Genomic DNA, 23493 nt, shown 5'->3' on the forward strand with positions numbered 1-23493 from the left:
ATCCATGGCCTTGTACGGCCGCGCCATCAATGACCGATATCGGCCCGCTGCAGACGAACATGTCCGGCGATCATCTCTCCCAAGCAAGCCTAGTCTCATAGAAGCTTTCGGCAAACTGAAGGGTAAGACCCATTGAACTCGCCTTCGTTCGAAGATCGAAATCAATATGATTTGCGTCGAATTTCCTCCCCAGCGCCATGTCGCCCAAAATACCGACAATGGTTTTGAGCATCTGTTCGTCCGGGAAATAGTGAAACGCAGAACCATCTTTTGTCGCGCTTGAGAATTTCTTTCCGCTCTGCCTTATGAAAATCTGATTGATGCCTCCGACAATTTCCACTTCTTCTTTCTTATCCGCCAAAACAACTGCAAATAAGGCGAGGGCTTGGCAGAGGTTCAGGTTGTGAATCTGAATTGAAACATGATCGGAAAGGACGGAGATATCATCTTTGAAGTTGAGTTTTATCAATGATGCGTCCTTTCAGAAGTTAGCGGCGTCTGCTTTCGGCCCGAAGCGGACGCACAAGGCCTCCATTAGACCAGAACAACGTCTCAGCCATTCCAATACCGCATCATGTCAGGAAATCTTTCCAATATCTTATTGCAGTCTTCGTTTCTGAAGCCTTTTTCTATTTGATTAAGTGCTGCGATGGTGGAGGGGCTTCGATTGTCTGCAAACATCTGATGAAAGTTTTGAGCTTTTTCGGTCAAGGTGGTGGCAATGTTGCAATAATCTTCAATCGCTCGAACTGCACCAAGCTTGTACAACTCGTCCTCAGACAGAGGTAGAGATACGGATGGCTGCCAGGTCTGATGAGTAATTGTCCATACGTGGACGAATATTGGAACACTGATCAACAAGCAGAAGATCCCAATGCCTAGCCAGTAGTCTTTCAAAAAAGCACCTTACGTAGCCGGATTGAACATGATGGTATTTCTATACAACTTTTGAAAGCATTGGCATCTTGTCGTTGACCCAAATGAGGGTGCTGCGTCAAGCTTTGCTCGCCTCAGTGACCGCAATCGGCCCTTTTCGGACATTCGGTTGCTATGCTTCCACCATAGAGTTGCCAGCGGGGGTCTTTCTGGTGGTGATGTGGACAGTCTTGACTGCAATATGGTCAAGCCGAAAAATGTGTTAAGCGGCAGCCAGACAACAACAGGAGTGTATCGTGAGCGAACCGACCGTAGCAGAGGCAACAGACCGTATTTATGAATCGCTCCGGGCAGACAATGCCGACATCGACCTACATATCGCAACCCTCAAGGCAGCCTTGGCGCGGGCGGGCTTGAAAGAGGCCTTCTTCGATCCGGCCAAGCTTGTGCACGGCAATCGCTCCGGCCGGAAACTCATGCAGGCCTACTTTCGGCAACGTGGCGTGACGGTGACATTCACGGCACAGTGACGCTGTCAGACGATGTCAGATGCGGCTTCAGTTCCGGAGCGCGACGAAGTCCAAGCGAGATAGCAGCTATCGGCCCATTGCGGATTAAAGGTGAATTTCGGCGACATCACCCTCGGCCTTCCAAGCGGTTGCCATAGCGAGCACTTCTTCCAATCGATCATGCGGATGTGATGTTGTGCAGAGGAAGCGACCGGGCTGGAGGTCACCTATTATCAGCCAGTCGATTTTTTCCTCCAGCTCCTCGCAACCTGGGCCGATAATCGCAAGGAGTGAAACCTTATCTCTCAGGCATTGTTCGACGAAACCTTCGAGGAGGGTTTCATCTGAGATCGGCGAATGCAGGATGAGCTTTTGATTGAGCGGCATTTCCTCGATGCTAAGCGATCAGTCAAAGGTCTGCAAACGTCCCGGAGCGGGCGTAGCCAGCTTAGCCGGGAAACAGATTCCGTTGGACCCATCGCCATCAGTCTGGCATAAGTGCCGACGGACGCGACCGCCGTTATCTATAGAACGGGATCGGGCGACAGATTGACGTCACGTTGCTGCCGCGAGACCACGCTGGCCGTCCATTCAATCATAGAGCTTCATGACGACCCTGGGCTCCAAGCAAGCAAACCTCAACCCGGCAAACTCTCCTCAATTCATTCAACTCATTCCGCGATTTTTTTTGCCTCTGTTCGACGAAGATAAACCGCTGCATCAGATCCGGGAAGCAGCGACCTATTGACGATCCCGAGCACATGATAATGAATAATAAGGGGCGTCGATCCGAAAGGCGTTCCTTGACCGGTCGGGTTGGCAAGCATCAACAAGTCGCCCGGAGTGATCGATAGTTGTTGTGCCAGCGCTGGGCTTACAAACACGCCTTTGCCCCGTCTAAATTCCTCCAGAGCCGCCTGTCTGACAGAACTTGGAAGGGCCTTTAGGGGTGATATGTCGTCTGCTTCGAAACTAAAGATCAAAACACCGCTGATTCCCTTCGCCGTTGTGGCAAGAGCCTGTCCTTCGAAGACTGAACCGGAACCTTGTTCACCATATGCCGGAGACACACTGATCGACAGTTGTGGAGAACAAAGCACCAGGAAGGATAACGCCCATAAGGCACAGCGAGATCTGGAGAGGGTCATCGTGTCTTTCGTTCCGCTTATCGATCATATCTATAGAGCGATCAGTCCTCGACCAGAGTGAAAGCGCATTCGAGTTCGATGTCTCCGATTGGCGCAAACCAGCCATACCCGCCACCGCCGACGTTGGTGTCACATCCGCCACCATGTTCGGTGCATATCAGAGATCCGACTACCTCGCAGCCAGCCTGCCACCCTCACGAAGCCGAAGAGCTGGCCGCTCAAAATCGTCGTTGTTGATAATCGCATCGGCCGAGAGAGTGGGCGCAGCCAGGCTTTCATAGAGTGCGAAGGCGGGGCGGTATCGATCGGCATAGAGCTGGCGGGTCGTCTCCGCTCCGCCGAGAAGCTGGGTGTCGCGCGCAATGCCGCGCTGCTCGGAGACATGCTCGGAGGTTTCGACGAAGATGGCGAGGTCCCAGCCCTCGCGCAGCTCCGGCCGCTGCAGAAACGTCCCGTCGACGATGAGAATCGCGTCGGCGGACGCAAATTCCGGATCCTGCTCGATCGGAACGTCATTGTGCAGGTCGAAGGAAGCCGTGCGATACCATTGGTCGCCGCCCGGCCCGAGCGGGTTCAGAAGCAGCGCATTGATGGCGGGAAGATCGCGCGCATCGTGGTAATAGCCCTCGGCGGAATGCCGCCCGCGCGCATAGCGCTCCACTTTCGGCCGATGGAATCCATCGATCGAGGTGCGGATGATTTGTCGTCCGCTGCCTTTCAGACACTCGGCCAGTTCGTTCGCCAGCGTGGTCTTGCCGGAAGCCGTCCTGCCGTCGATCGCAACACGGATCGGCCGCGCGGCGTTGAGCTTCGCGATCATGGCAGCCAGATCGTTCAATAGCGCGGTTCTATTCATAGAGGTCATTTCAAAAATTCCTTTTGGATAATTTCATGCGTCAATATTGAAAGTGCCGCCACACGGGGGCTAGTCGTCATCCTCGTCGATTTCTCCGGTCAGTCGCATGCCGTCGATCCAGGTGGAGCCGTCCTCGCGGATCACCCGGCGCGGCTTGGCACTGCAGCGTTCGCGCACGGCCTCGGCCAGACGTTCCGAGTGGGTCACAATCCAGATCTGGCTGGTCTTTGCGGCCGTGGCGATCATGTCGGCAAGCGGCACCAGCATGTCGGGATGCAGGCTGGCTTCCGGCTCGTTGAGCGCAATCAGCGGCGGCAGCCGATAGGACATCAAGGCGGCGGCAAGACCAAGAAACCGGATCTGGCCATCGGAAAGCTCTCGCGGCTGGAAAACACGGTTGGGAAATTCCGGCAACATCAGCCCGAAATCCGCCGTTTCCTGCGGCTCAGGCACGACGAGCCGCGCACCACCGAGCGCTGCGGCAAGAACGCGGTCCAGCTCGACGGTATCCTCACGCGTGTGAACGAGAGTGGCGAAAACGGCGGCGATATTGGCGCCGTCCTCATCCAGCATCGGCGAGGTCACGGCAAGGCAGGGCGCCCGCAACGGTGAGCCACGATCCGTGCGGAAGCCGTGGTAGAACCGCCAGGCATCGACGGCGCGACGAAAGGTGCCGATCTCCGGAAAATAGCCGGCATCGCCCAAAAGCGCGATAGCCGTCTCCGACGTCAGTGCGTTCTCGGGATAGGCCTGCATACGGCCGCTCTCGCCGCGCACGGAAATGCCCGGGCCTTCGCGCTTCATCATCGTCACCGGCCGCCGCCCGGTTTCGACCGAAAGCTCCTCGGCCTTGATTTGCGGCTCCAGCGGAAAACCGGCAGCGGCGCAGGGCGGCCGCATGCCGGCCTCGATCCAGTATCGGAAGGTCGCCGCGCGCTCCATGTCGAGCAGCTCGACATCGAAGCGGATGCGGGCAGACTCATGCGAGCGCCGCTTGCCTGACCACATGGCCGAGAACATGCCGCCTTCGCTGGAGATTTCATGCGCAAGCCGTCCGCGAACGGCCGACTGCACCAGCTGCAACGAGCGATAGAGATTGGATTTGCCGACACCATTCTCGCCGATGAACAGATTGACATCGGAAAGGTCCATTCGAATCGAGCGCAAAGAGCGATAATTGCGTGCAAACATCGAGCGTAGCTGCATGCCACGTCGTCTAGCCGATTCTCTTGTCACAGAGAATGCGAAACCAGAGGCTCATCCTGCTTTAGAGGAGCGAGCGGCGAAAATGTTGCGTTGCCGTCGGCAGCGAGATCGAAGACCGTGTGGTTCTCCAGCGCCTTCGTCACCTCGTTGACATCGCCGTCCAGATGCTCGACGGGGATCAGATTGCCGACCAGGAAATCGAACCGGTCGCCGCGCTTGTTCAGCAGCTCGTGGAAGACCGTCATATCGCGCAGTTCGGTCGACCATTTGGCAAACCAATAGAACAGGCCGGAATTGCGCGCCGTCAGATGCACCGGCAGGATCGGTAGATTGTATTTGCGCGCCAGCCCCACGGCCGAAGTCTTCCAGGGCCGCTCGTTGAGCTTGCCGTTCGCCCAGTAGGCGATGCGGCCGGAGGGAAACAGCACCGTGACCTTGCCGTCGGCAACGGCACGGTTGGTCAGCTGCAGCGTCTCGCGCGTCTTCGGCTTGCTCTTGTGTTCTTCGCGCCATTCGACCGGAATGATCATCTCGGCAAAGCGCGGATTGACGCGGACGGCATCGCGGTTGGCAAAGACCATCATGTCTGGCCGGCGCGACTTCAAGAGATCGAAGACGGCGACGCCATCGGCAATGCCGGTGGGATGGTTGCTGACGAGAATGAAGCCGCCGGACGCAGGGATGCGCTCGGCATGCGTGACCCCGATATCGAGCCGCAGCAGATCGCTCATATATTCGAAGCACTGAAAGCCCGAGAGCTTGGCGACATCATCGGCGAATTCGATCGCCTTGTTGTAGCGCAACAGCGTGTAGAGAAACGGGCGCATCAACGGCCAGAGCGGATTGCGCACGATCTTCTGCCCGCGCTCGGCGATCAGCGTATCGACGATATGTCCCGGCTGGCCTTGAGACACCAAAGCGATCGCTTCTGCAAGCTGTCCCAGTGCAGTTATCGACCCGCGGCGCGCCATGAAGTGTCCTGAATGGTTGAGAAATATTCTATCGCAATCGAATATGATCGAAGCATGACAAGCGCCTTGCATTCGGCCGCTGAACCATCGGAGGTCTGAAAGAGGCCTATATGCGGTTTTCTATTTAAAAGCCGCCACATGCGCGGCGCATCGGAAACGCCGGGGAAGCGACGGGAAAGTTAGCGATTCCATAACCTTCCTTACTTCAAAGTGGCAGAAGGAATCCGAATTTCAAGGGGTTTTCCACTGAACGAGTTGTTGATCATCGCAGACCCAGGGTTGATGGCGGAGCGCAGTCGCTGGCTTGCGGCGCTCGGTCAGGAGCGACGGCTCGCGACCCACACGTTGAATGCCTATGAGCGCGACACGCGGCAGTTCCTGACGTTCCTCACCGGACATCTCGGCGGCCCGGCGACGATCGAGGATATTCACGCGCTGCGCCCGGCCGATTTCCGTGCTTTTCTGGCGGCCCGACGCAAGGATGGCGTCGGCGCACGTTCGCTCGGACGCAATCTCGCCGGCCTTCGTTCGCTGCTCCGCTATCTCGAAAAGAAGGGCTTGGTGAATGCCGCCGGCGCTGCCGCCGTGCGCTCGCCCAAACAGCCCAAATCATTGCCGAAGCCGCTCTCAGACACGCAGGCAATCACAGTCGTCAGCGACGAGGCGCAATTGCACGAGGAACCATGGATCGCCGCGCGTGACGCCGCGGTTCTGACCCTGCTTTATGGTTGCGGGCTGCGCATTTCGGAAGCGCTCGATCTGAAGCCGCAGGATTTTCCAGCCGGCGCAACGTCACTGCGTATCACCGGCAAGGGCAACAAGACGCGGCTGGTGCCGCTGTTGACGATCGTCATCGAGGCGGTGGCGCATTACCGGGCAATCTGCCCCTACCATCTTGAATCGGATGGAGCGCTGTTCCGCGGCGCCCGTGGCGGCAAGCTGCAACCGGGCATCATCCAGCACGGCATGCAGAAGCTGCGCAGTGCCTTCGGACTGCCGGATACGGCGACGCCGCACGCGCTTCGCCACTCTTTCGCAACCCATCTTCTGGCCGGCGGCGGCGATCTGCGCACCATCCAGGAACTCTTGGGCCACGCCAGTCTCTCGACGACGCAGGTCTATACCGGCGTCGATTCGTCTCGCCTGCTCGAGGTCTACGACCGTGCCCACCCCCGCGCGTAAGAAAAGATTAACCCCTTGCGTTAAGGGAATCTCCGTCTCGTGCGCCTAAAGCAAAGCGATACTCAGGCACGCCTCCCGAAAGCCGCTTTCACGCGTTAGGGATGACGCCCTCTGCGAACGGAAGGTTTTGATGATTTCTGCCCTCGGACCCAAGACGATACGGTCGACGAAGCCGACGCTCGGCGATATCATTCTCTGGCTCGCGACAGCCTTTCCGCTGATGCTGGCGATCGTTTTGGCGACGACGATACTCTCCCTACGGCCGGCGCATGCGGATGATACCGTTTCCGACAGCTGCGGCGGCAAGGATCTGATGGCCGAGCTTCAAAAGTCCGACCCGGCGAAATACGCCTCCATCATCGCCGACGGCGACAAGGTGGAAAACGGCAGGGGCATTTTCTGGAAAATCGAGAAACCCAGCCTCAAGCCGTCCTGGCTGCTCGGCACCATGCATGTCTCCGATTCCCGTGTAGTGACCATGCCGAAGGGCGCGCCGGAAGCCGTTGCGGCGGCTGACACGATCGTGGTCGAATCCGACGAAATCCTGGATGACAAGAAGGCGGCCGCCGCTCTCTTCGCCAACCCCTCGCTGACCATGCTGACCGATGGCTCCACCATCAGCCAGCATCTGTCTCCAGAAGAGAATACGCGTCTTGAAGCTGGCCTGAAGGCGCGCGGCATTGCCCTTGCCGCTGTCTCCCGCATGCAGCCGTGGCTGATCTCGAGCTCTTTTGAAATGACCGGCTGCGAGGTTCGCCGTAAGGCCGCCGGCGCCAAGTTCCTCGATCAGAAGCTGGCGGGCGATGCCGCCGCGCAAGGCAAGCAGGTCAAGGGGCTGGAAACGCTGGCCGAGCAGGCCAAAGCCATGAGCGACCTGCCGATCGCGCTGCATCTGAAGTCGCTGATGCAGACCCTGTCGCTCGGCGACAAGATCAATGACGTTAACGAAACCATGACGGACCTCTATCTCGCCGGCAATATCGGCGCGATGATCCCCATGCTCAAGGTCATCGAGCCCGACCAGAATATTTCGGACGACGATACAGCCGCGTTCGAGCAGCGCATCATTCTCGATCGCAACAAGGTGATGGCTGAACGCTCCGCGCCGATTCTCGAGAAAGGCAACGCCTTCATCGCCGTCGGCGCGCTGCATCTGGCCGGCGACCAGGGGCTTGTCGCGCTGTTGCGCAAGCAGGGCTTCACGGTCACCGCCGTCAACTGAAGCCGCTGATCGGCAACACACAACTAGCGCTTGAGTTGCTTGGCGCCGTTGGCCATACTGCCGGGATGTTGGTCAGACGCATCCGGAGTTTCATGACAAACAGGTCCCTTGGAAGCCTGGCAGGCCGCTTCAGAGGCTTTGCATCCCGTATCGCCGCACCCCTCCTGTTATCAGCCTTTCTCGCTGCACCGCCGGCGCTGGCGGATAACTCCGGCAGCTGCGGCGGCAAGGATCTGCTGATGCAACTGCGCAAAAGCGATCCGCCACGCTACGGCGCGATCATCGACGAAGCGTCGAAGATCGTAAACGGCTACAGCACCTTCTGGAAAATCCAGAAACCCGGCGTCGAGCCGTCGTGGCTTTTCGGCACGATCCATTCCAGCGACGAACGCGTGCTCAATCTGTCGCCCGAGTTTCAGGATGCCTTCGACAATATCGATACCCTTGTTCTTGAGCTGAAAGATATCTCCAATCCGAACACCATCGCGATCGAGCTTTTGAAACATCCCGAGCTGACGATGCTGCCGCCTGACAGGAATCTGGATCAGATTCTGCCGGCCGAACAGACCACGCAGGTCGCAGCCGGGCTCGCCAAGAGAGGTGTACCGATCGCTTCCGTTCTGCGCATGCGGCCCTGGTTTATCTACATGTCGCTGCTGGTGTGCAACGCTCCGAAGAACGCGAAGGGCCAATCGTTCCTGGATGGGCAGCTGGCCATTGACGCGCAGAATAACGGCGTTGATGTCGAGGGTCTCGAAACGCCGCTCGAGCAATTTCAGGCGATGGCGGATCTCTCCGACGAGCTGACGATGAAGGGGCTTCTGGAGGTCTTTCAGATGCCCTACAGCACAAACGATATGACCGAGACCCTGATCGGGCTCTATCTGACGGGAAATAGCGGCTTGATGAAAGCCTTTGCCGAAGGCCTCTCCGATGACAAGGCGCTCGACAGCGCCTTCATGAAGCGCATCGTCACGGATCGCAATCGGGTGATGGCAAAACGCATTCTGCCTTATCTGGAGAGAGGCAATGTGATGATGGCCGTCGGCGCGCTGCATCTTCCGGGGGATCAAGGCGTGGTCGAATTGCTGCGCCAGCAGGGCTACACGCTGACCCCGGTCAATTGATCGAGCGGGTGGCGAGCGCCTCGATCAAGGCGCTCGCAATGGCAACTCTAGCGCACGGCCGTTCCGCCGGCAGGCAGTATCTTCAGCCGCCAGGCCGTATCGGGTTTCAGATATGTGGTCGCAATCGCCCGAACATCCTTTGCCGTCACGGCCTGATAACCGCTGATGCTGTTGCGGATGCGCTCGAGGCGGCGCGGATCGGTCTGCGCCTCGCGCAGACTGTCCAGCCAATAGCTGTTCGTCTGCTGCGTCCGCTTCACCTCTTCGACGATCGGAGCCCTTGCCCTCGTCAGCTCGTCCGGCGTTGCATCCTTGTCCCGCAAATCCGCGGCGATCTTGTCCACCAGGTCGAAGAAATGATCGACCTTGGCCGGTGTCGTCTCGACATAAACATAGGAGAAGCCGTAGCCCGGGATCGTTCTGGACAGATCGACATCGCCCTGCGGGCTATAGGTCGCGCCTTCGGCAATGCGGAACTCATCGATCAGACGATTGCGGAAGATCGCCCCGGCGACATTGGCAGCCGCGGCGCGCGGCAGATCGGACAGGAAATCCCCGATCGGCGTGGCAACCAGCGCGCCCGCGCTATCGCTGCGCCCATCATGAAGCAGGACAACCGGCGCCGACGTCGGTGCCGGGAAGCGCGCAGCGCTGGCATCGACCTTTTCCGGCAGCTCCTGACGGGCCGGCAGGGCGCCGAAGGTTTCCGCCGTCATGCGGATGGCATCATCCACCTGAACATCGCCTGCGATGATGATCTCAATCGATCCCTTGGCAAGAAGCGGCTTGAGGAATGCTTCGAAATCCGCCGGCTTGGCGTCGAGCAGCTGCGTCCGATCCGGGAAGCTCCAGCGCGGATCACCGGAATGCAAAAGGCCCGGAAGATCTCGGCCGACGACAGTGCCCGGCGTCGCCTGAAGCTGCGTCAGGCTGTTCAGATAAGCCTGCTGCACTCGCTTGAAGACGTCCGGACGGTAGTCGGCATCCGAGACATAGGCCGTGAGAAGCTGCATCTGCGTTTCGAGATCGCTCGGCCGGGTCGTGCCCTCGAACCGGAAAGATCCATCCTGGATCGAAAAATCGTTGCCGAGGACATTCGGGGCGAGCGCCCTCTGCATGTCCTCGTAGCCGATCGCCTTCAGGCCGGACAACGGCACCGATGGCGCCCCCCAGATCGGCAGGGATTGGTCATGTGGCAGATCGAAGCGGCCATGGCCGACATTGGCTCGCACCAGCACCTCGTCTGCGCGAAACTTGGTCGGCTTCACGGTCAGGCGCACGCCGTTGGCAAAGCGCACCATCGTGACACCGAGGTCGTCGATCACTCGCCGTTCGACAACGGTGCCCGCCTTGCCGAAATCCGTGTAAGGCCAGACGGCCGTTGCCGTATGTTCCGTCGCGGCCACGGGGACAGCACGCGCATCCGCATAGGCCTTCTCGACGGCAGCCTCGCCGCCTTCCGGCATCTGCGGGATTTGCAGCACCACTTGTGGCCCGTTGCCGGCAAAAGCATTTTTCAGAGCCTGGTCCACCTCAGCAGCGGTCAGGCCCTTCATGGCATCATCGAACAGCGACAGGTCTTCGGCAGGTGATGTGAAGACCACATTTTCACCGATGCTCCACGCCAACCCGCTGGCGATATCCGGGCTGGAACGCGTCGTCGCGCCACCCGCCGCCGCCTGCAATGTCGAACGATATTCGGCAATTTCCCGATCGATTTCGCCTTGCGCGACACCGAATTCGACAATGCGACGCTGCTCAGCATCGATCGCGGTAAGCGACGCCTGCCATTTGGCAGGATCGCCATTGGCGGCAATGATGGTCGCGCGAGCCGACCTCAGGAGATCCTGCACGCCGGCCTGTGCGCCGACAAAGGGAGCGTCGGGCTGCTGCGCCAAAACGGACAGGCGGCGATTGAGAACCGCAAGGCCGATACCCTCGACCAATTGCTGGCGGCGCTTTGCAGCCGTGTCCAGCGAGGTATCGTAAGGACGGGTCCATGCGATCTGCACACGGGTCGCCCCACCGGGAACGACCACGGTTCCAACACGCAGCCCGTGCTTTTCGAGCGTGCCCATATCGACATCGGCAGGAGCCGGCGTACCGACCTTCCAATCGCCGAAACGGCTGCGGATATCGGCTTCGATGGCACCGGCATCGATATCGCCGACGACGATCAAGGTCGCCCGCTCGGGCCGATAATTGGTTCGATAGTAATCCCGCACCCGATCGACCGGCGCGTTGCTGATGATATCGGTCTTGCCGATCGGCGGCCGCACCGTCACGCGCTGGCCGGGCAGCACCATATTGAGGAAGCCGATGCCGCCTCGATATTGCGGCGTGTCGCGCAGCTTCTCCTCGGAAAGAATGACGCCGCGCTCCCGGTCGAAGGCACCGGCGTCGAGCTTCAATTCACTCGCGGTCTCGCGCATCAGCATCAGCCCGGTCGACACGGTCTCCGGATCGGCCTCGGGCAGATCGAGCGAATAGACCGTCTCGTCGTAGCTCGTGGATGCGTTCGTGTCCGCGCCGAACGCCAGCCCGAGACGCTGCAGCGTGCGGATCATTTCGCCTTCGGCAACGTGGGTCGATCCCTTGAAGGCCATGTGTTCCAGAAAATGCGCCAGACCCTGCTGCTCGTCCGTTTCCTGGAGAGATCCGGTGCCCATGCGGAAGCGGATGGCCACCTGCCCCGCCGGCGTCGCATTGTGCATGACCGCGTAACGCATGCCGTTGGGCAGGATGCCGAATCGGATACCCGCTTCAGCCGGCAGATCGCTGGAAGCCTGCGGCCAACCGGCGGCTGGCGTTTCGGCGCTGGCCGGGAGAGCACCGGTCCACAGAACCGTAAAAGCGACGACGATGAAGAGACGGAGGAATGCGGAAACGGCTGGGATTTGGCGTGACATGCTGACTTCGGTTTATGGATGATCTTCGATGATGCGATGCACGAGAGGTTTCGTTCATCGCATCATCGGATATGCATTGCAATCCCAGGTTCAGACCAACCCGGATGCCGATCTTACATATGGATCGGCTTGAAGAAGGTCGCGAGCGCGGCTTCCTTCACGGCTTCCGACATGGTGGGATGCGCATGGCAGGTGCGGCCGAGATCTTCCGACGAACCACCGAATTCCATCAGCACAGCAATCTCGTGGATCATTTCGCCAGCGCCGAAGCCGACGATATGGCCGCCGAGAACGCGATCGGTTTCCTTGTCGGCGAGGATCTTGACGAAGCCATCCGTCGCGAGCATCGCGCGGGCGCGACCGTTGGCGGAGAACGGGAACTTGCCGACCTTGTAGGCGATGCCCGCGGCCTTCAGCTCTTCCTCGGTCTTGCCGACGGAGGCGACTTCCGGCTGCGTATAGACGACGCTCGGGATGACGTCGTAGTTCACGTGGCCGGCCTGGCCGGCGATGATTTCGGCAAGGGCAACGCCCTCGTCTTCCGCCTTGTGCGCCAGCATCGGGCCCTTCACGACGTCGCCGATGGCATAGATGCCGGCAACATTTGTCTTGAAGTGACCATCGATTTCGACGCGGCCGCGATTGTCGAGCGTAACGCCGGCTTCCTCAAGGCCGAGGCCTGCCGTGTACGGCTTGCGGCCGGTGGCAACGAGAACGACGTCGGCATCGAGCACGACCTTGTCGCCGCCCTTGACGGGTTCGAAGGTGACCTTCGCGCCGCTGCCGGACTTTTCAACACCGACGACCTTGGCACCGAGATGGAACTCAAGACCCTGCTTGGCCAACATACGCTGGAACTGCTTGGAGACTTCGCCGTCCATGCCGCCGAGAATGGTGTCGAGATATTCGACGACGGTGACCTTGGCGCCGAGACGCGACCAGACAGAGCCGAGCTCGAGGCCGATAACGCCGCCGCCGACCACGATCATCTTGCCCGGCACCTTGTCGAGCGCAATGCCGCCGGTCGAGGAGATGATGACCTTTTCGTCGATCTCAAGCGGCACGCCCGGGATGCCGGCAACGTCAGAACCGGTGGCGATGACGATGTTCTTGCCTTCGATATCGGTCACCTTGCCGTCGTCTGCCGTAACGGAAACCTTGCCGGCCGAAACGATCTTGCCGGTGCCCTGGAAGGCATCGATCTTGTTCTTCTTGAACAGGAAGGCGACGCCGTCGACGTTCGACTTAACCGTCGCATCCTTATGCGCCAGCATCTTGCCGAGGTTCAACGTCGGCGCAGCGACTTCGACGCCGAGTGCATCCATGCCATGGCCGGCATGATGGAACACTTCGGAAGCATGCAGCAGTGCCTTGGACGGGATGCAGCCGACGTTGAGGCAGGTGCCACCATAGGTCGCACGCTTTTCGACGACCGCGACCTTCATGCCGAGCTGCGCTGCCTTGACCGCGCAGACATAGCCGCCCGGGCCGGTTCCGATAATGATCACATCGTAGGACATGTCTTAATTTCCTTGTTTGGTATTTCTGTTAGTCGGTCGCCCGTGCCAAGGCGAGGCGGATGCCGAAGCCGACGAGCGCTGCTCCGGTGATACGGTTGAACCATTTGCCCGACGCGACGAAGCGATCGCGAACCGGCTTGACGGTAAAGAAGGTGGAAACGCCGGCAAACCAGGCGACAAGCGCCACTGCCATGCCGATCCCGTAGCTGAACTGGATGAGCGCCGGCGTATCGTGATGAACGAGCGTCGAAAACAGCGACAGGAAGAACAGCACCGGCTTGGGATTAAGCGCATTGGTGATGAAGCCCGTCGCGAGGCAACGCCATACGGAAACCGGCTTGCGATCCGCTTCGGTGATCTCAACATCCTTCACCTGAAAGCCGGACTGGCGGAAGGATTTGATGCCGAGATAGACGAGATAGGCAACGCCAGCCCATTTGATCAGGCTGAACAGGAAAAGCGACTGCGAAACGATCAGGCCGAGGCCGAGAATGGTGTAGCTGATATGAAAGAGCAGCGAGAAGCCCATGCCGAGCCCGGTCATCATGGCGGCACGACGGCCATGCACGATGCTCTGGCGCAGAATGACGGCGAAATCAGCGCCCGGGACGACGATGAAGATCGAGAACACCGCCATCAGACCGAGGAATTCAAACATATACTGCATCACGTCACCTATCCGTTCTGATCAGCGGCCGCCGCTCACATCGAGCACGGCACCCGTTATATAGGATGCTTGTGCGCTGAGCAGGTAGAGGATGGAATCGGCGACCTCGCCGGCTGTCCCGGCTCGCTTCATCGGCAGTTGCGGCGCGATATCGCGAGCACGATCCGGAAGGCCGGCAGCGGCATGGATATCCGTATCGATAATCCCCGGCCGGACCGCATTTACGCGGATGCCCTCGCCCGCCACCTCACGCGCAAGCCCGACGGTAAACGTATCGATCGCCCCCTTGGAGGCGGCATAATCGACATATTGGGCGCCACCGCCGAGCGTTGCCGCCATGGAGGAGACATTGACGATCGCCCCGCCCTTGCCGCCATGTCGGGTGGACATGCGGCGAATGGCTTCGGCCGCAGCAAGCATGGAGCCTGTGACGTTGATGCGGAACATCCGTTCGATCCGCTCCGGCGTCATCTCATCCAGGCGCTGGATGGCGTCGACGATACCGGCATTGTTGACGAGCCCGTCGATGCGACCGAAATGCGCGTCGACGTCAGCGAAGATGGACTTGATATCCTCCGGCTTGCCGACATCGCCGGCAATCGCGATCGCCTCGCCGCCGGCCTCGCGGATCGTGGCCACCACGGCGTCTGCCGCATCCTTGCTGGACGCATAGTTGACGGCAACGGCCCAGCCATGCCGCGCGGCCGCGATGCAAACGGCAGCGCCGATGCCACGGCTGCCGCCGGTCACGAGGAGAACGGGCGCACGGCTCATTGATTGCATCCTTTCAGGCTGAGAACGTCCCATGGGGCGACGGTCGCTTTTCCCTTGCCCCAGAGCGAAGATTTCTGAATCGAAGGACCGAGCGCCGGCAGGAAAAGCCGCTCGGCGGCGATCTCGCCTTCGGCCGGCAGCGCCCGGATATGCCCCTTCAGATCGGACGCATAAACCATGCCCTGCCAGACGGTGCAGGCTCTCAGATCATCTCCGGTCACATCACCTTCGGGGCATGCAAACAGGATTTTGCCATCGGCGCGCAGCTGGTCGTCGGTGCGCATGACAATGCCGTCCGCCACGACGGCGGTATTGCGCACGGCAAGTTTGAACTTGTTGCTGACAGCAGACTCCGAATCCATCGGTTCGAAGCGCAGCTCGTAGGCATTGTCCATATCGACGTAGACAGCCTTCTCCTGCACGCATTCGTCGGCGTAGGCATACAAGGGCGCAAGCGAAAAAGCGGCCGCCGCGCAGCAGATCGGAGCAAATCTTGCCTTCATCAACCGAGCCGCCATGTCATTCGCCTCCCGGCTTATGACGGCCGTCGGCATTCTCCGTCACGCCGAAATCGGTGAACAGCACGAGAGGCCGGTCATTGGCATCGAGCCCCCAGAAAACCGGATAGAACCCATCGCCCCAGCCGCTCCAGAACACGGCGACATTGCCGCGCTTGCCGGAGATCGGCCGATGCATGGTATAATTGTCGCTGTTCGCCTGAAGTTCGGATGCCAGGACATCATCGTAATAATTGATATCGGACGACGACTTCTCGAGCTGGACCTGCTTCTCGCGTTCCTGGATCAGCGCATAGGTATCGGCATCCATGTGGCAGCCAAGACCCGCATCCACCGGATAACCGAAAAACTCGTCACCCTTCAGCGTCTTGATATCCTGGCCCGGGATGACAGCCAGCTCCCAGCGCACCGGCTTGCCCTCGGCAAAACGCATGCTGGCCGCGGCAATACGACCAAAGGCTTGATAGAGCGTGACGGGATAATCACCGGGGGTAACAGTTCGCACGAGCGCCGGCCGATCAGGCCCGACAAGCGGATCGCTGGCCACGATGCGCCCGGAGGTCAATTCCACCTTGCCGATGCGCAGGATATTGATCGAGCGGGCGGCAAGATCGGCGTCGCTGAGCGACGCCAGATCGAGATTGCTACTGAGCTTGGAAATATCGAGTTCCGCCGCAGCGGCAGTTAATGGCACCCACGCGGCGACAGCGCACAACAATCCGCGCAGCGTCCGCATGGGCCATGTCGACATGATCCACCGCTCCCTTAGAGATCGAGAACCAGACGTTCCGGATCTTCCAGGCTTTCCTTGACGCGCACGAGGAAGGTCACCGCTTCCTTGCCGTCGACCATGCGGTGATCGTAGGAGAGCGCCAGATACATCATCGGGCGGATGACGACCTGACCGCCGATGGCGACCGGACGCTCCTGGATCTTGTGCATGCCGAGAATGCCCGACTGCGGTGCATTGAGGATCGGCGAGGACATCAGCGAACCGTAAACGCCACCATTGGTGATGGTGAAGGTGCCGCCCTGCATGTCAGCCATCGACAGCGTTCCGTCACGAGCAGCCTTTGCCAGACGGCCAAGTTCCTTCTCGACTTCGGCGATGGACATCTGGTCGGCGTCGCGGATAACCGGAACGACGAGGCCCTTGTCCGTGCCAACGGCCATGCCGATGTGGCAGTAGTTCTTGTAGACGATGTCGGTGCCGTCGATCTCGGCGTTGACAGCCGGCAGCTCCTTCAGCGCGTGAGTGACGGCCTTCGTGAAGAAGCCCATGAAGCCGAGCTTCACGCCATGCTTCTTTTCGAACACGTCCTTGTACTTGTTGCGCAGGTCCATCACGGCCTTCATGTCCACCTCGTTGTAGGTGGTGAGCATGGCAGCGGTATTCTGCGCATCCTTCAGGCGGCGGGCGATCGTCTGGCGCAGGCGGGTCATCTTGACGCGCTCTTCGCGGTTGACGTCTTCGACGGCGGTCGGCGCGCGAGCGGCAACCGGAGCTGCCGGTGCGGCGGCCGGCGTCGAAGCGGCCTTGGCAACGGCTGCGATGGCATCGCCCTTCAGAACCTGGCCGCGCTTACCGCTGCCTTCGACCTGATCGGCGGAGAGATTGTTTTCAGCAAGCACCTTTGCAGCAGCCGGTGCCGGCGGCATGGAGGTGGCCGGTGCGGAAGCCGCAGGAGCGGGAGCAGCCGGTGCGGCAGCGGCCGGAGCCGGAGCAGCCGCCGCGGCAACCGGTGCCGGAGCAGCGGCAGCACCGCCAGCGGCGATCTGACCGAGCAGCGCGCCAAGACCGACGGTCTCACCTGCCTGCGCAACGATTTCGGAAAGAGTACCTGCAGCCGGTGCGGGAACTTCGATCGTCACCTTGTCGGTTTCGAGCTCGAGAAGCGGCTCATCGGCCTTGATGGCATCGCCGACCTTCTTGAACCAGGTGCCGACGGTCGCCTCGCTGACGGATTCGCCGAGGGTAGGAACGCGGATTTCAGTGGCCATTGTTCAGATCCTGATTTTCGTCTTTATGAGTTAAATGGAATTCCGGCGACAGAGGCTCGGGCGGCGGATGGCGCCATCTGCGGCAATCGCCCAACCGGCGACGACCGACCGGGCTGCTGCTTCGTCATGGCGATAGGCGGCATGTGTCTGCATGGCGGCCATCTTCTCCCCCGTCGCATCATGCGGAAGGCAGGAGCGCGACGACGCGATTTTCAAACGAAAACACATCGTCGCGCAACCCCTCAACCGCCGAGCGCGTCCTCGAGGAACGCCGCAAGCTGCGACAGGTGCTTGGACATCAGGCCCGTCGCTGGAGAGGCGGCAGCCGGACGGCCGGTGTAGCGAACGCGCTGATACTTGGCATCGATATGGGCAAGCACCCATTCCAGGTATGGATCGATGAAGGACCACGCGCCCATGTTCTTCGGCTCTTCCTGGCACCAGACCATTTCCGCGTTACGGAAGCGGCTGAGCTCGTTGATGAGCGCCTTGGCCGGGAACGGATAGAGCTGTTCGATACGCAGCAGGTAGATATCGTCGATGCCGCGCTTCTCACGCTCTTCCAGGAGATCGTAGTAGACCTTGCCCGAGCAGATGACGACGCGACGGATCTTGTTGTCCTTCTGCAGCTTGATCGGACCGTCCTTGATCACTTCCGCATCATCCCAGAGCAGACGGTGGAAGGAGGTATCTCCCGCCATCTCTGCGAGACCCGACACTGCGCGCTTGTGGCGCAGCAGAGACTTCGGCGTCATCAGGATCAGCGGCTTGCGGAAGTCGCGCTTCAGCTGACGGCGCAGGATGTGGAAGTAGTTCGCCGGCGTCGTGACGTTGGCGACCTGCATGTTGTCTTCGGCGCAAAGCTGCAGATAGCGTTCGAGGCGAGCCGAAGAGTGTTCCGGACCCTGGCCTTCATAGCCATGCGGCAGCAGGCAGACGAGACCCGACATGCGCAGCCACTTGCGTTCGCCGGACGAGATGAACTGGTCGAAAACGACCTGCGCACCGTTGGCGAAGTCACCGAACTGGGCTTCCCACAGGGTCAGCGCATTCGGACGGGCCAGCGAGTAGCCGTATTCGAAGCCGAGAACCGCTTCTTCCGAAAGCATCGAGTTGATGACTTCGTAGCGAGCCTGGGTCGGCGAGAGGTTGGCGAGCGGGATGTAACGCTCTTCGGTCTCCTGATCGTAGAGAACCGAATGACGCTGCGAGAACGTACCACGTTCGCAGTCCTGGCCGGACAGGCGGATCTTGTGGCCTTCGACGACAAGCGAGCCGAATGCCAAAGCTTCCGCCATGGCCCAGTCGATGCCTTCAGTCGTCTGCACCATGTTGGCGCGGTTTTCCATGAAGCGCTGGATAGTACGATGTGCATGGAAGCCTTCCGGAATTTCCGAAAGCTTGCGTCCGATGTCCTTCAACGTCTTCATCGGCACGCCGGTCTTGCCGCGGCGCTGCTCATCGGCGTTGTCGGCCGTGTGCAGACCGGACCACTCACCGTCAAGCCAGTCGGCCTTGTTCGGCTTGTAGTGCTGGCCGGCTTCGAACTCCTGCTCGAGATGCGCGCGCCAGTCGGCCTTCATCTTTTCGATTTCGCCTTCGGTCAACACGCCTTCGCTGACAAGACGCTGCGAATAGATCTGCAGCACCGTCTTATGCGCGCGAATGACCTTATACATGTTCGGCTGCGTGAAGGACGGTTCATCGCCTTCATTATGGCCGTAACGGCGATAGCAGAACATGTCGAGGACCACAGGCTTGTGGAACTTCATGCGGAATTCGGTCGCGATCTTGGCCGCGTAGACAACGGCTTCCGGATCGTCGCCGTTGACGTGGAAAATCGGAGCTTCGATCATCTTCGCGACGTCGGACGGATAAGGCGACGAGCGCGAGAAAGCCGGGTTGGTGGTGAAGCCGATCTGGTTGTTGATGATGACGTGCATCGTGCCGGCAACGCGATGGCCGCGCAGACCGGAAAGACCAAGGATTTCGGCGGTCACGCCCTGACCGGCGAAAGCCGCGTCACCGTGGATCAGCAGCGGTACGACCTTGGCGCGCTCGGACAAGGGAATGATGTCACCGTCCCACTGCGTGGCGCCCATGTCCTGCTTCGCACGGACCTTGCCCATGACGACTGGATTGACGATTTCCAGGTGCGACGGGTTTGCCGTCAGCGAAACGTGCACCTTGCTGCCGTCGAAATCACGGTCCGAGGAGGCGCCGAGATGGTACTTCACGTCGCCGGAACCTTCGACTTCGTCAGGCGCGTAGGAGCCGCCCTTGAATTCGTGGAAGATGGCGCGGTGCGGCTTGCCCATGACCTGGGACAGCACGTTCAGACGGCCGCGGTGGGCCATGCCGAAGACGGCTTCACGCAGACCGAGCTGGCTGCCGCTCTTCAGGATCTGCTCGAGCGCCGGGATCAACGATTCGCCACCGTCGAGACCGAAACGCTTCGTGCCCTTGAACTTGACGTCGAGGAACTGTTCGTAGCCTTCGGCCTCGATGACCTTCTGAAGAATGGTCTTCTTGCGCTCGGGGTTGAAGGCGATGCCCTTGTCCGGCCCTTCGATGCGCTCCTGAATCCAGGCCTTCTCCTCAGGATTGGAGATGTGCATGAATTCCACGCCGAGCGTCGAGCAGTAGGTGCGCTCGAGAATCTCGATCATTTCGCGCACGCTGGCATATTCGAGGCCAAGCACGTTATCGATGAAGATCTTGCGGTCGAGGTCAGCCTCAGTGAAGCCATAGGCTTCCGGCGACAGTTCCTTGTAGTCTTCGACCGGAGCGGCAATCCCGAGCGGATCGAGCTTGGCATGCAGGTGGCCACGCATGCGATAGGCGCGGATCATCATGATGGCGCGAACGCTGTCGCGCGTCGCCTGCAGGATGTCGGTCGTATCTGCCGGTGCGCTGGCGACTTCGGCCTTGGCCTTCAGCTTGGTCTCGATGACCTTTTCGACCACGCCCCAGTCGCCATCGAGCGCCGAAACAAGCTCGCCCTTTGCAGGGATCGGCCAGTTCTTGCGCTGCCAGGAAGCACCCTTGGCTGCCCGCTTCACGTCCTCGGGACTGTCCTCGAGCGCCTTGAAGAATGACCGCCATTCGTCGGAGACCGACGACGGGTCATCCTCATAGCGCGCATAGAGCTGCTCGATATAGGCAGCGTTGGCGCCATCCAGGAACGAGGTGATCTGAAATTGCTCGTTGGCTTCTTGCCTTGCCATGGTGATATGCGGACGCCTTCGTCCGCCTCCCGACTTGATTTGCATTGCCGGCTTATGGACGTCCGGCGACCGTATTTCGTCCGCGATCTGTTGGACCGCACATCCGCTTTCGCGGGTCGAAGCCGGACGGGATAGGCAATGCCGCCACCCGTCCGGGTCTTGCTATAGGTAGGTTCAGCCCTTGAGGACTTCCACCAGCGTCTTGCCGAGACGCGCCGGCGATGGCGACACGCGAATGCCTGCCGCTTCCATCGCTGCAATCTTGTCTTCCGCGCCGCCCTTGCCGCCCGAAATCACGGCGCCTGCGTGGCCCATGGTGCGGCCGGGAGGTGCCGTGCGGCCGGCGATAAAGCCGACCATCGGCTTCTTGCGGCCCTTCTTGGCTTCATCCTTGAGGAACTGCGCGGCTTCTTCTTCAGCCGAACCGCCGATTTCGCCGATCATGATGATCGACTTGGTTTCGTCGTCCGCGAGGAACATTTCCAGGATGTCGATGAATTCGGTGCCCTTGACCGGGTCGCCGCCGATGCCGACAGCCGTCGTCTGGCCAAGACCTTCATTGGTGGTCTGGAACACGGCTTCGTAGGTGAGCGTGCCGGAACGCGAGAGAACGCCGACGGAGCCCTTCTTGAAGATGGAGCCCGGCATGATACCGATCTTGCATTCGTTCGGGGTCAGAACGCCCGGGCAGTTCGGTCCGATCAGACGCGACTTCGACTTGATCAGACGGTCCTTGACCTTGACCATGTCGGCAACCGGAATGCCTTCCGTGATGCAGACGATCAGCGGGATCTCGGCGTCGATCGCTTCGAGGATCGCCGCCGCGGCGCCTGCCGGCGGTACGTAGATGACCGAGGCGTTGGCGCCGGTGGCATCCTTGCCTTCGGCGACGGACTTGAAGATCGGCAGCTTTTCGCCGTCCTTGCCGGTCCAGGTTTCACCGCCCTTGGACGGGTGGATACCGCCGACCATCTTCGTGCCGTGATAGGCAAGAGCCTGTTCGGTGTGGAAGGTACCGGTCTTGCCGGTCAGGCCCTGAACCAGAACCTTGGTGTCTTTGTTGATGAGAATAGACATGCGAGGCCTTTGTTACGAGAGGTTGGAAGACGCGGAGGCAACGCGGCGATATAAGCCGCTGACGACCTCCTGCCATGTATCGCTGCCGACAGGCGAGAACGTGACGCCCATGCGGTAGCAGTCTTCATTTTCGAACTGAAAGAGAGTGCGCTGCGCACCGCGCGGCGAGACCTTGGTCAGGACAAGCTTGCCATCGATCCACTCGCCGGAAGCCGGCGCGGCAGGCACGAAGCCCACCGTATCGAATTGATAGAGCTTGTAGGCCTGATCCGCAGCGTCGAAGCCGAAAATATTCCGGGCTTCGAACGATGTGGCTCCGTCCCGCGTCTGCACGTAGTGCTGTTCGACGAACGCACCGTCGAACAGACACTGGGCCGTGAGGCGCGCGGTTGCCGTGCCTTCCTTCGTCCAGGCCGAAGCCGCGACATGCTCTTCCCCTTCCCAGGTGCCGGCAAAGGCACCGAGGCGAAGATGAGCAGCCGTTGGAGCGAAGGAAGCAGCCATCCCGATCAGCCCTTGACTGCCTTGACGATCTTCTGGGCGGCATCGTCCAGGTCATCTGCGGAGATGACGTTGAGACCGGATTCGTTGATGATCTTCTTGCCGAGCTCGACGTTGGTGCCTTCGAGGCGAACGACGAGCGGAACCTTAAGACCGACTTCCTTGACGGCTGCGAGCACGCCTTCGGCAATGACGTCGCACTTCATGATGCCGCCGAAGATGTTGACCAGAATGCCCTGGACAGCCGGATCGGCAGTGATGATCTTGAAGGCAGCCGTAACCTTTTCCTTGGTGGCGCCACCGCCGACATCGAGGAAGTTCGCCGGCTCAGCGCCGTAGAGCTTGATGATGTCCATGGTTGCCATGGCAAGACCGGCGCCGTTGACCATGCAGCCGATGTTGCCGTCGAGCGCGACGTAGGCCAGGTCATATTCGTGAGCCTGGATTTCCTTCTCGTCTTCTTCCGACGTGTCGCGCAGTGCGCGGACGTCTTCATGACGGAAGAGAGCATTGCCGTCGAAGGATACCTTGGCGTCGAGAACGCGCAGACGGCCATTGGTCATGACGATCAGCGGGTTGACTTCGAGCAGAGCCATGTCCTTCTCGACGAAGGCTTTGTAGAGGATCGGGAAGAGCTTGGCAGCATCTTCGCGAGCAGCACCCTCGAGCTTCAACGCGTCGGAAAGAGCGGCCGAATTGGCGTCCGTAACACCCGTCGACGGATCGATCGCGACGGTGATGATCTTTTCCGGCGTGTCGTGCGCGACGGTCTCGATGTCCATGCCGCCTTCGGTCGAAACGACGAAAGCGACCTGACCGACCGAGCGGTCGACGAGGATCGAGAGATAGAGTTCGCGGTCGATGTCGGCGCCGTCTTCGATGTAGAGGCGATTGACCTGCTTGCCGGCCGGGCCGGTCTGCTTGGTCACCAGCGTGTTGCCGAGCATGTCCTTGGCGTTGGCGACGACGTCGTCAACAGACTTTGCGAGGCGAACGCCGCCCTTGGCATCCGGACCGAGTTCCTTGAACTTGCCCTTGCCGCGGCCGCCAGCGTGGATCTGGCTCTTGACGACGTAAAGCGGGCCTGGAAGCTGCTTGGCAGCAGCGGCGGCTTCGTCAGCGGAGAAAATGGCAACGCCGTCCGCGACGGGTGCGCCATAGGTCTTCAGCAGAGCCTTGGCCTGATATTCATGAATGTTCAT

Annotated in this window: 23 protein-coding genes; 4 read left to right on the forward strand and 19 right to left on the reverse strand. The window is 60.2% G+C overall.

All coding sequences use genetic code 11. The annotated features are described in order from the left end of the window. Positions 1-70 precede the first annotated feature (70 nt). On the reverse strand, positions 71-469 hold the full coding sequence (locus tag HGP17_RS20075) for a hypothetical protein (RefSeq protein WP_168812220.1): 399 nt from the start codon (positions 467-469) through the stop codon (positions 71-73). A gap of 83 nt (positions 470-552) precedes the next feature. Next, on the reverse strand, positions 553-768 hold the full coding sequence (locus HGP17_RS20080; protein WP_168812221.1) for a hypothetical protein: 216 nt from the start codon (positions 766-768) through the stop codon (positions 553-555). A 401-nt stretch (positions 769-1169) separates the two neighbouring features. Here HGP17_RS20080 and HGP17_RS20085 point away from each other — a divergent pair, with 401 nt between their 5' ends. Further along, complete coding sequence (locus tag HGP17_RS20085; RefSeq protein ID WP_348648981.1) at positions 1170-1406, forward strand: hypothetical protein; 237 nt, start codon at positions 1170-1172, stop codon at positions 1404-1406. Positions 1407-1490: 84 nt separating this feature from the next. Here the strand turns inward: HGP17_RS20085 and HGP17_RS20090 are convergent, their stop codons facing one another. The 5 genes from HGP17_RS20090 to HGP17_RS20110 form a co-directional block, all read right to left on the reverse strand. Continuing rightward, positions 1491-1772 carry a hypothetical protein gene (locus tag HGP17_RS20090; protein WP_168812223.1) on the reverse strand — a complete coding sequence of 94 codons (282 nt, stop codon included), beginning with the start codon at positions 1770-1772 and terminating at the stop codon, positions 1491-1493. Between the two features lie 284 nt (positions 1773-2056). Further along, positions 2057-2533: a hypothetical protein gene (locus HGP17_RS20095; protein ID WP_168812224.1), complete on the reverse strand. Its 477-nt coding sequence runs from the start codon at positions 2531-2533 to the stop codon at positions 2057-2059. A 169-nt stretch (positions 2534-2702) separates the two neighbouring features. Continuing rightward, on the reverse strand, positions 2703-3398 hold the full coding sequence (locus tag HGP17_RS20100) for a uridylate kinase (RefSeq protein WP_168812225.1): 696 nt from the start codon (positions 3396-3398) through the stop codon (positions 2703-2705). Positions 3399-3458: 60 nt separating this feature from the next. Further along, complete coding sequence (locus tag HGP17_RS20105) at positions 3459-4595, reverse strand: AAA family ATPase (protein WP_168812226.1); 1137 nt, start codon at positions 4593-4595, stop codon at positions 3459-3461. Between the two features lie 26 nt (positions 4596-4621). Then, complete coding sequence (locus HGP17_RS20110) at positions 4622-5566, reverse strand: 1-acyl-sn-glycerol-3-phosphate acyltransferase (protein ID WP_168812227.1); 945 nt, start codon at positions 5564-5566, stop codon at positions 4622-4624. 246 nt (positions 5567-5812) lie between these two features. Here HGP17_RS20110 and HGP17_RS20115 point away from each other — a divergent pair, with 246 nt between their 5' ends. The 3 genes from HGP17_RS20115 (at position 5813) to HGP17_RS20125 (ending at position 9097) form a co-directional block, all read left to right on the forward strand. Continuing rightward, on the forward strand, positions 5813-6748 hold the full coding sequence (locus tag HGP17_RS20115) for a tyrosine recombinase XerC (protein WP_168812501.1): 936 nt from the start codon (positions 5813-5815) through the stop codon (positions 6746-6748). Between the two features lie 130 nt (positions 6749-6878). Next, positions 6879-7970 (forward strand): TraB/GumN family protein, encoded by a 1092-nt coding sequence (locus tag HGP17_RS20120; RefSeq protein WP_168812228.1) that lies wholly within the window; start codon positions 6879-6881, stop codon positions 7968-7970. Between the two features lie 92 nt (positions 7971-8062). Beyond that, positions 8063-9097, forward strand: a complete 1035-nt coding sequence (locus HGP17_RS20125; protein WP_168812229.1) for a TraB/GumN family protein — start codon at positions 8063-8065, stop codon at positions 9095-9097. Positions 9098-9144: 47 nt separating this feature from the next. Here the strand turns inward: HGP17_RS20125 and HGP17_RS20130 are convergent, their stop codons facing one another. The 12 genes from HGP17_RS20130 to sucC form a co-directional block, all read right to left on the reverse strand. Further along, positions 9145-12006 carry a M16 family metallopeptidase gene (locus HGP17_RS20130; protein WP_168812230.1) on the reverse strand — a complete coding sequence of 954 codons (2862 nt, stop codon included), beginning with the start codon at positions 12004-12006 and terminating at the stop codon, positions 9145-9147. A gap of 113 nt (positions 12007-12119) precedes the next feature. After that, entirely contained in the window at positions 12120-13526 is a 1407-nt protein-coding gene (gene lpdA, locus HGP17_RS20135; RefSeq protein ID WP_168812231.1) for a dihydrolipoyl dehydrogenase, read from the reverse strand. Between the two features lie 28 nt (positions 13527-13554). Continuing rightward, a complete protein-coding gene (locus HGP17_RS20140) occupies positions 13555-14193 on the reverse strand; it encodes a LysE family transporter (RefSeq protein ID WP_168812232.1) in 639 nt (212 codons plus the stop codon). Positions 14194-14214: 21 nt separating this feature from the next. Further along, a complete protein-coding gene (locus tag HGP17_RS20145; RefSeq protein WP_168812233.1) occupies positions 14215-14967 on the reverse strand; it encodes an SDR family oxidoreductase in 753 nt (250 codons plus the stop codon). Beyond that, positions 14964-15485 carry a hypothetical protein gene (locus tag HGP17_RS20150; protein WP_246704156.1) on the reverse strand — a complete coding sequence of 174 codons (522 nt, stop codon included), beginning with the start codon at positions 15483-15485 and terminating at the stop codon, positions 14964-14966. Before HGP17_RS20150 ends, HGP17_RS20145 begins: the two co-directional genes overlap by 4 nt. Position 15486: 1 nt before the next feature. Then, positions 15487-16236 (reverse strand): DUF4241 domain-containing protein, encoded by a 750-nt coding sequence (locus tag HGP17_RS20155; protein WP_168812234.1) that lies wholly within the window; start codon positions 16234-16236, stop codon positions 15487-15489. A gap of 14 nt (positions 16237-16250) precedes the next feature. After that, the gene (gene odhB / locus HGP17_RS20160) at positions 16251-17486 is read right to left on the reverse strand and encodes a 2-oxoglutarate dehydrogenase complex dihydrolipoyllysine-residue succinyltransferase (RefSeq protein ID WP_168812235.1); all 1236 of its coding nucleotides are present in this window, start codon (positions 17484-17486) and stop codon (positions 16251-16253) included. 30 nt (positions 17487-17516) lie between these two features. Beyond that, the gene (locus tag HGP17_RS33940; RefSeq protein WP_281412774.1) at positions 17517-17639 is read right to left on the reverse strand and encodes a hypothetical protein; all 123 of its coding nucleotides are present in this window, start codon (positions 17637-17639) and stop codon (positions 17517-17519) included. 89 nt (positions 17640-17728) lie between these two features. Next, positions 17729-20713, reverse strand: a complete 2985-nt coding sequence (locus tag HGP17_RS20170; protein ID WP_168812236.1) for a 2-oxoglutarate dehydrogenase E1 component — start codon at positions 20711-20713, stop codon at positions 17729-17731. Positions 20714-20887: 174 nt separating this feature from the next. Next, a complete protein-coding gene (gene sucD, locus HGP17_RS20175) occupies positions 20888-21790 on the reverse strand; it encodes a succinate--CoA ligase subunit alpha (protein WP_077471929.1) in 903 nt (300 codons plus the stop codon). 12 nt (positions 21791-21802) lie between these two features. Further along, positions 21803-22294: a DUF1579 family protein gene (locus tag HGP17_RS20180; RefSeq protein ID WP_168812237.1), complete on the reverse strand. Its 492-nt coding sequence runs from the start codon at positions 22292-22294 to the stop codon at positions 21803-21805. 5 nt (positions 22295-22299) lie between these two features. Beyond that, positions 22300-23493 carry an ADP-forming succinate--CoA ligase subunit beta gene (gene sucC, locus HGP17_RS20185; protein ID WP_168812238.1) on the reverse strand — a complete coding sequence of 398 codons (1194 nt, stop codon included), beginning with the start codon at positions 23491-23493 and terminating at the stop codon, positions 22300-22302.

The organism is Rhizobium sp. P38BS-XIX, assembly GCF_012641435.1.
Lineage (GTDB): Bacteria > Pseudomonadota > Alphaproteobacteria > Rhizobiales > Rhizobiaceae > Rhizobium.

What these genes read in the sequence shown, in the direction of transcription:
- odhB (WP_168812235.1), bottom strand. Translation starts at nt 17,486, where the DNA reads ATGGCCACTGAAATCCGCGTTCCTACCCTCGGCGAATCCGTCAGCGAG.
- HGP17_RS20150 (WP_246704156.1), bottom strand. Translation starts at nt 15,485, where the DNA reads ATGGCGGCTCGGTTGATGAAGGCAAGATTTGCTCCGATCTGCTGCGCG.
- HGP17_RS20120 (WP_168812228.1), top strand. Translation starts at nt 6,879, where the DNA reads ATGATTTCTGCCCTCGGACCCAAGACGATACGGTCGACGAAGCCGACG.
- sucC (WP_168812238.1), bottom strand. Translation starts at nt 23,493, where the DNA reads ATGAACATTCATGAATATCAGGCCAAGGCTCTGCTGAAGACCTATGGC.
- HGP17_RS20110 (WP_168812227.1), bottom strand. Translation starts at nt 5,566, where the DNA reads ATGGCGCGCCGCGGGTCGATAACTGCACTGGGACAGCTTGCAGAAGCG.
- HGP17_RS20090 (WP_168812223.1), bottom strand. Translation starts at nt 1,772, where the DNA reads ATGCCGCTCAATCAAAAGCTCATCCTGCATTCGCCGATCTCAGATGAA.
- sucD (WP_077471929.1), bottom strand. Translation starts at nt 21,790, where the DNA reads ATGTCTATTCTCATCAACAAAGACACCAAGGTTCTGGTTCAGGGCCTG.
- HGP17_RS20130 (WP_168812230.1), bottom strand. Translation starts at nt 12,006, where the DNA reads ATGTCACGCCAAATCCCAGCCGTTTCCGCATTCCTCCGTCTCTTCATC.
- lpdA (WP_168812231.1), bottom strand. Translation starts at nt 13,526, where the DNA reads ATGTCCTACGATGTGATCATTATCGGAACCGGCCCGGGCGGCTATGTC.
- HGP17_RS20155 (WP_168812234.1), bottom strand. Translation starts at nt 16,236, where the DNA reads ATGTCGACATGGCCCATGCGGACGCTGCGCGGATTGTTGTGCGCTGTC.
- HGP17_RS20180 (WP_168812237.1), bottom strand. Translation starts at nt 22,294, where the DNA reads ATGGCTGCTTCCTTCGCTCCAACGGCTGCTCATCTTCGCCTCGGTGCC.
- HGP17_RS20145 (WP_168812233.1), bottom strand. Translation starts at nt 14,967, where the DNA reads ATGAGCCGTGCGCCCGTTCTCCTCGTGACCGGCGGCAGCCGTGGCATC.
- HGP17_RS20170 (WP_168812236.1), bottom strand. Translation starts at nt 20,713, where the DNA reads ATGGCAAGGCAAGAAGCCAACGAGCAATTTCAGATCACCTCGTTCCTG.
- HGP17_RS20125 (WP_168812229.1), top strand. Translation starts at nt 8,063, where the DNA reads ATGACAAACAGGTCCCTTGGAAGCCTGGCAGGCCGCTTCAGAGGCTTT.
- HGP17_RS33940 (WP_281412774.1), bottom strand. Translation starts at nt 17,639, where the DNA reads ATGCAGACACATGCCGCCTATCGCCATGACGAAGCAGCAGCCCGGTCG.
- HGP17_RS20100 (WP_168812225.1), bottom strand. Translation starts at nt 3,398, where the DNA reads ATGACCTCTATGAATAGAACCGCGCTATTGAACGATCTGGCTGCCATG.
- HGP17_RS20095 (WP_168812224.1), bottom strand. Translation starts at nt 2,533, where the DNA reads ATGACCCTCTCCAGATCTCGCTGTGCCTTATGGGCGTTATCCTTCCTG.
- HGP17_RS20105 (WP_168812226.1), bottom strand. Translation starts at nt 4,595, where the DNA reads ATGCAGCTACGCTCGATGTTTGCACGCAATTATCGCTCTTTGCGCTCG.
- HGP17_RS20140 (WP_168812232.1), bottom strand. Translation starts at nt 14,193, where the DNA reads ATGCAGTATATGTTTGAATTCCTCGGTCTGATGGCGGTGTTCTCGATC.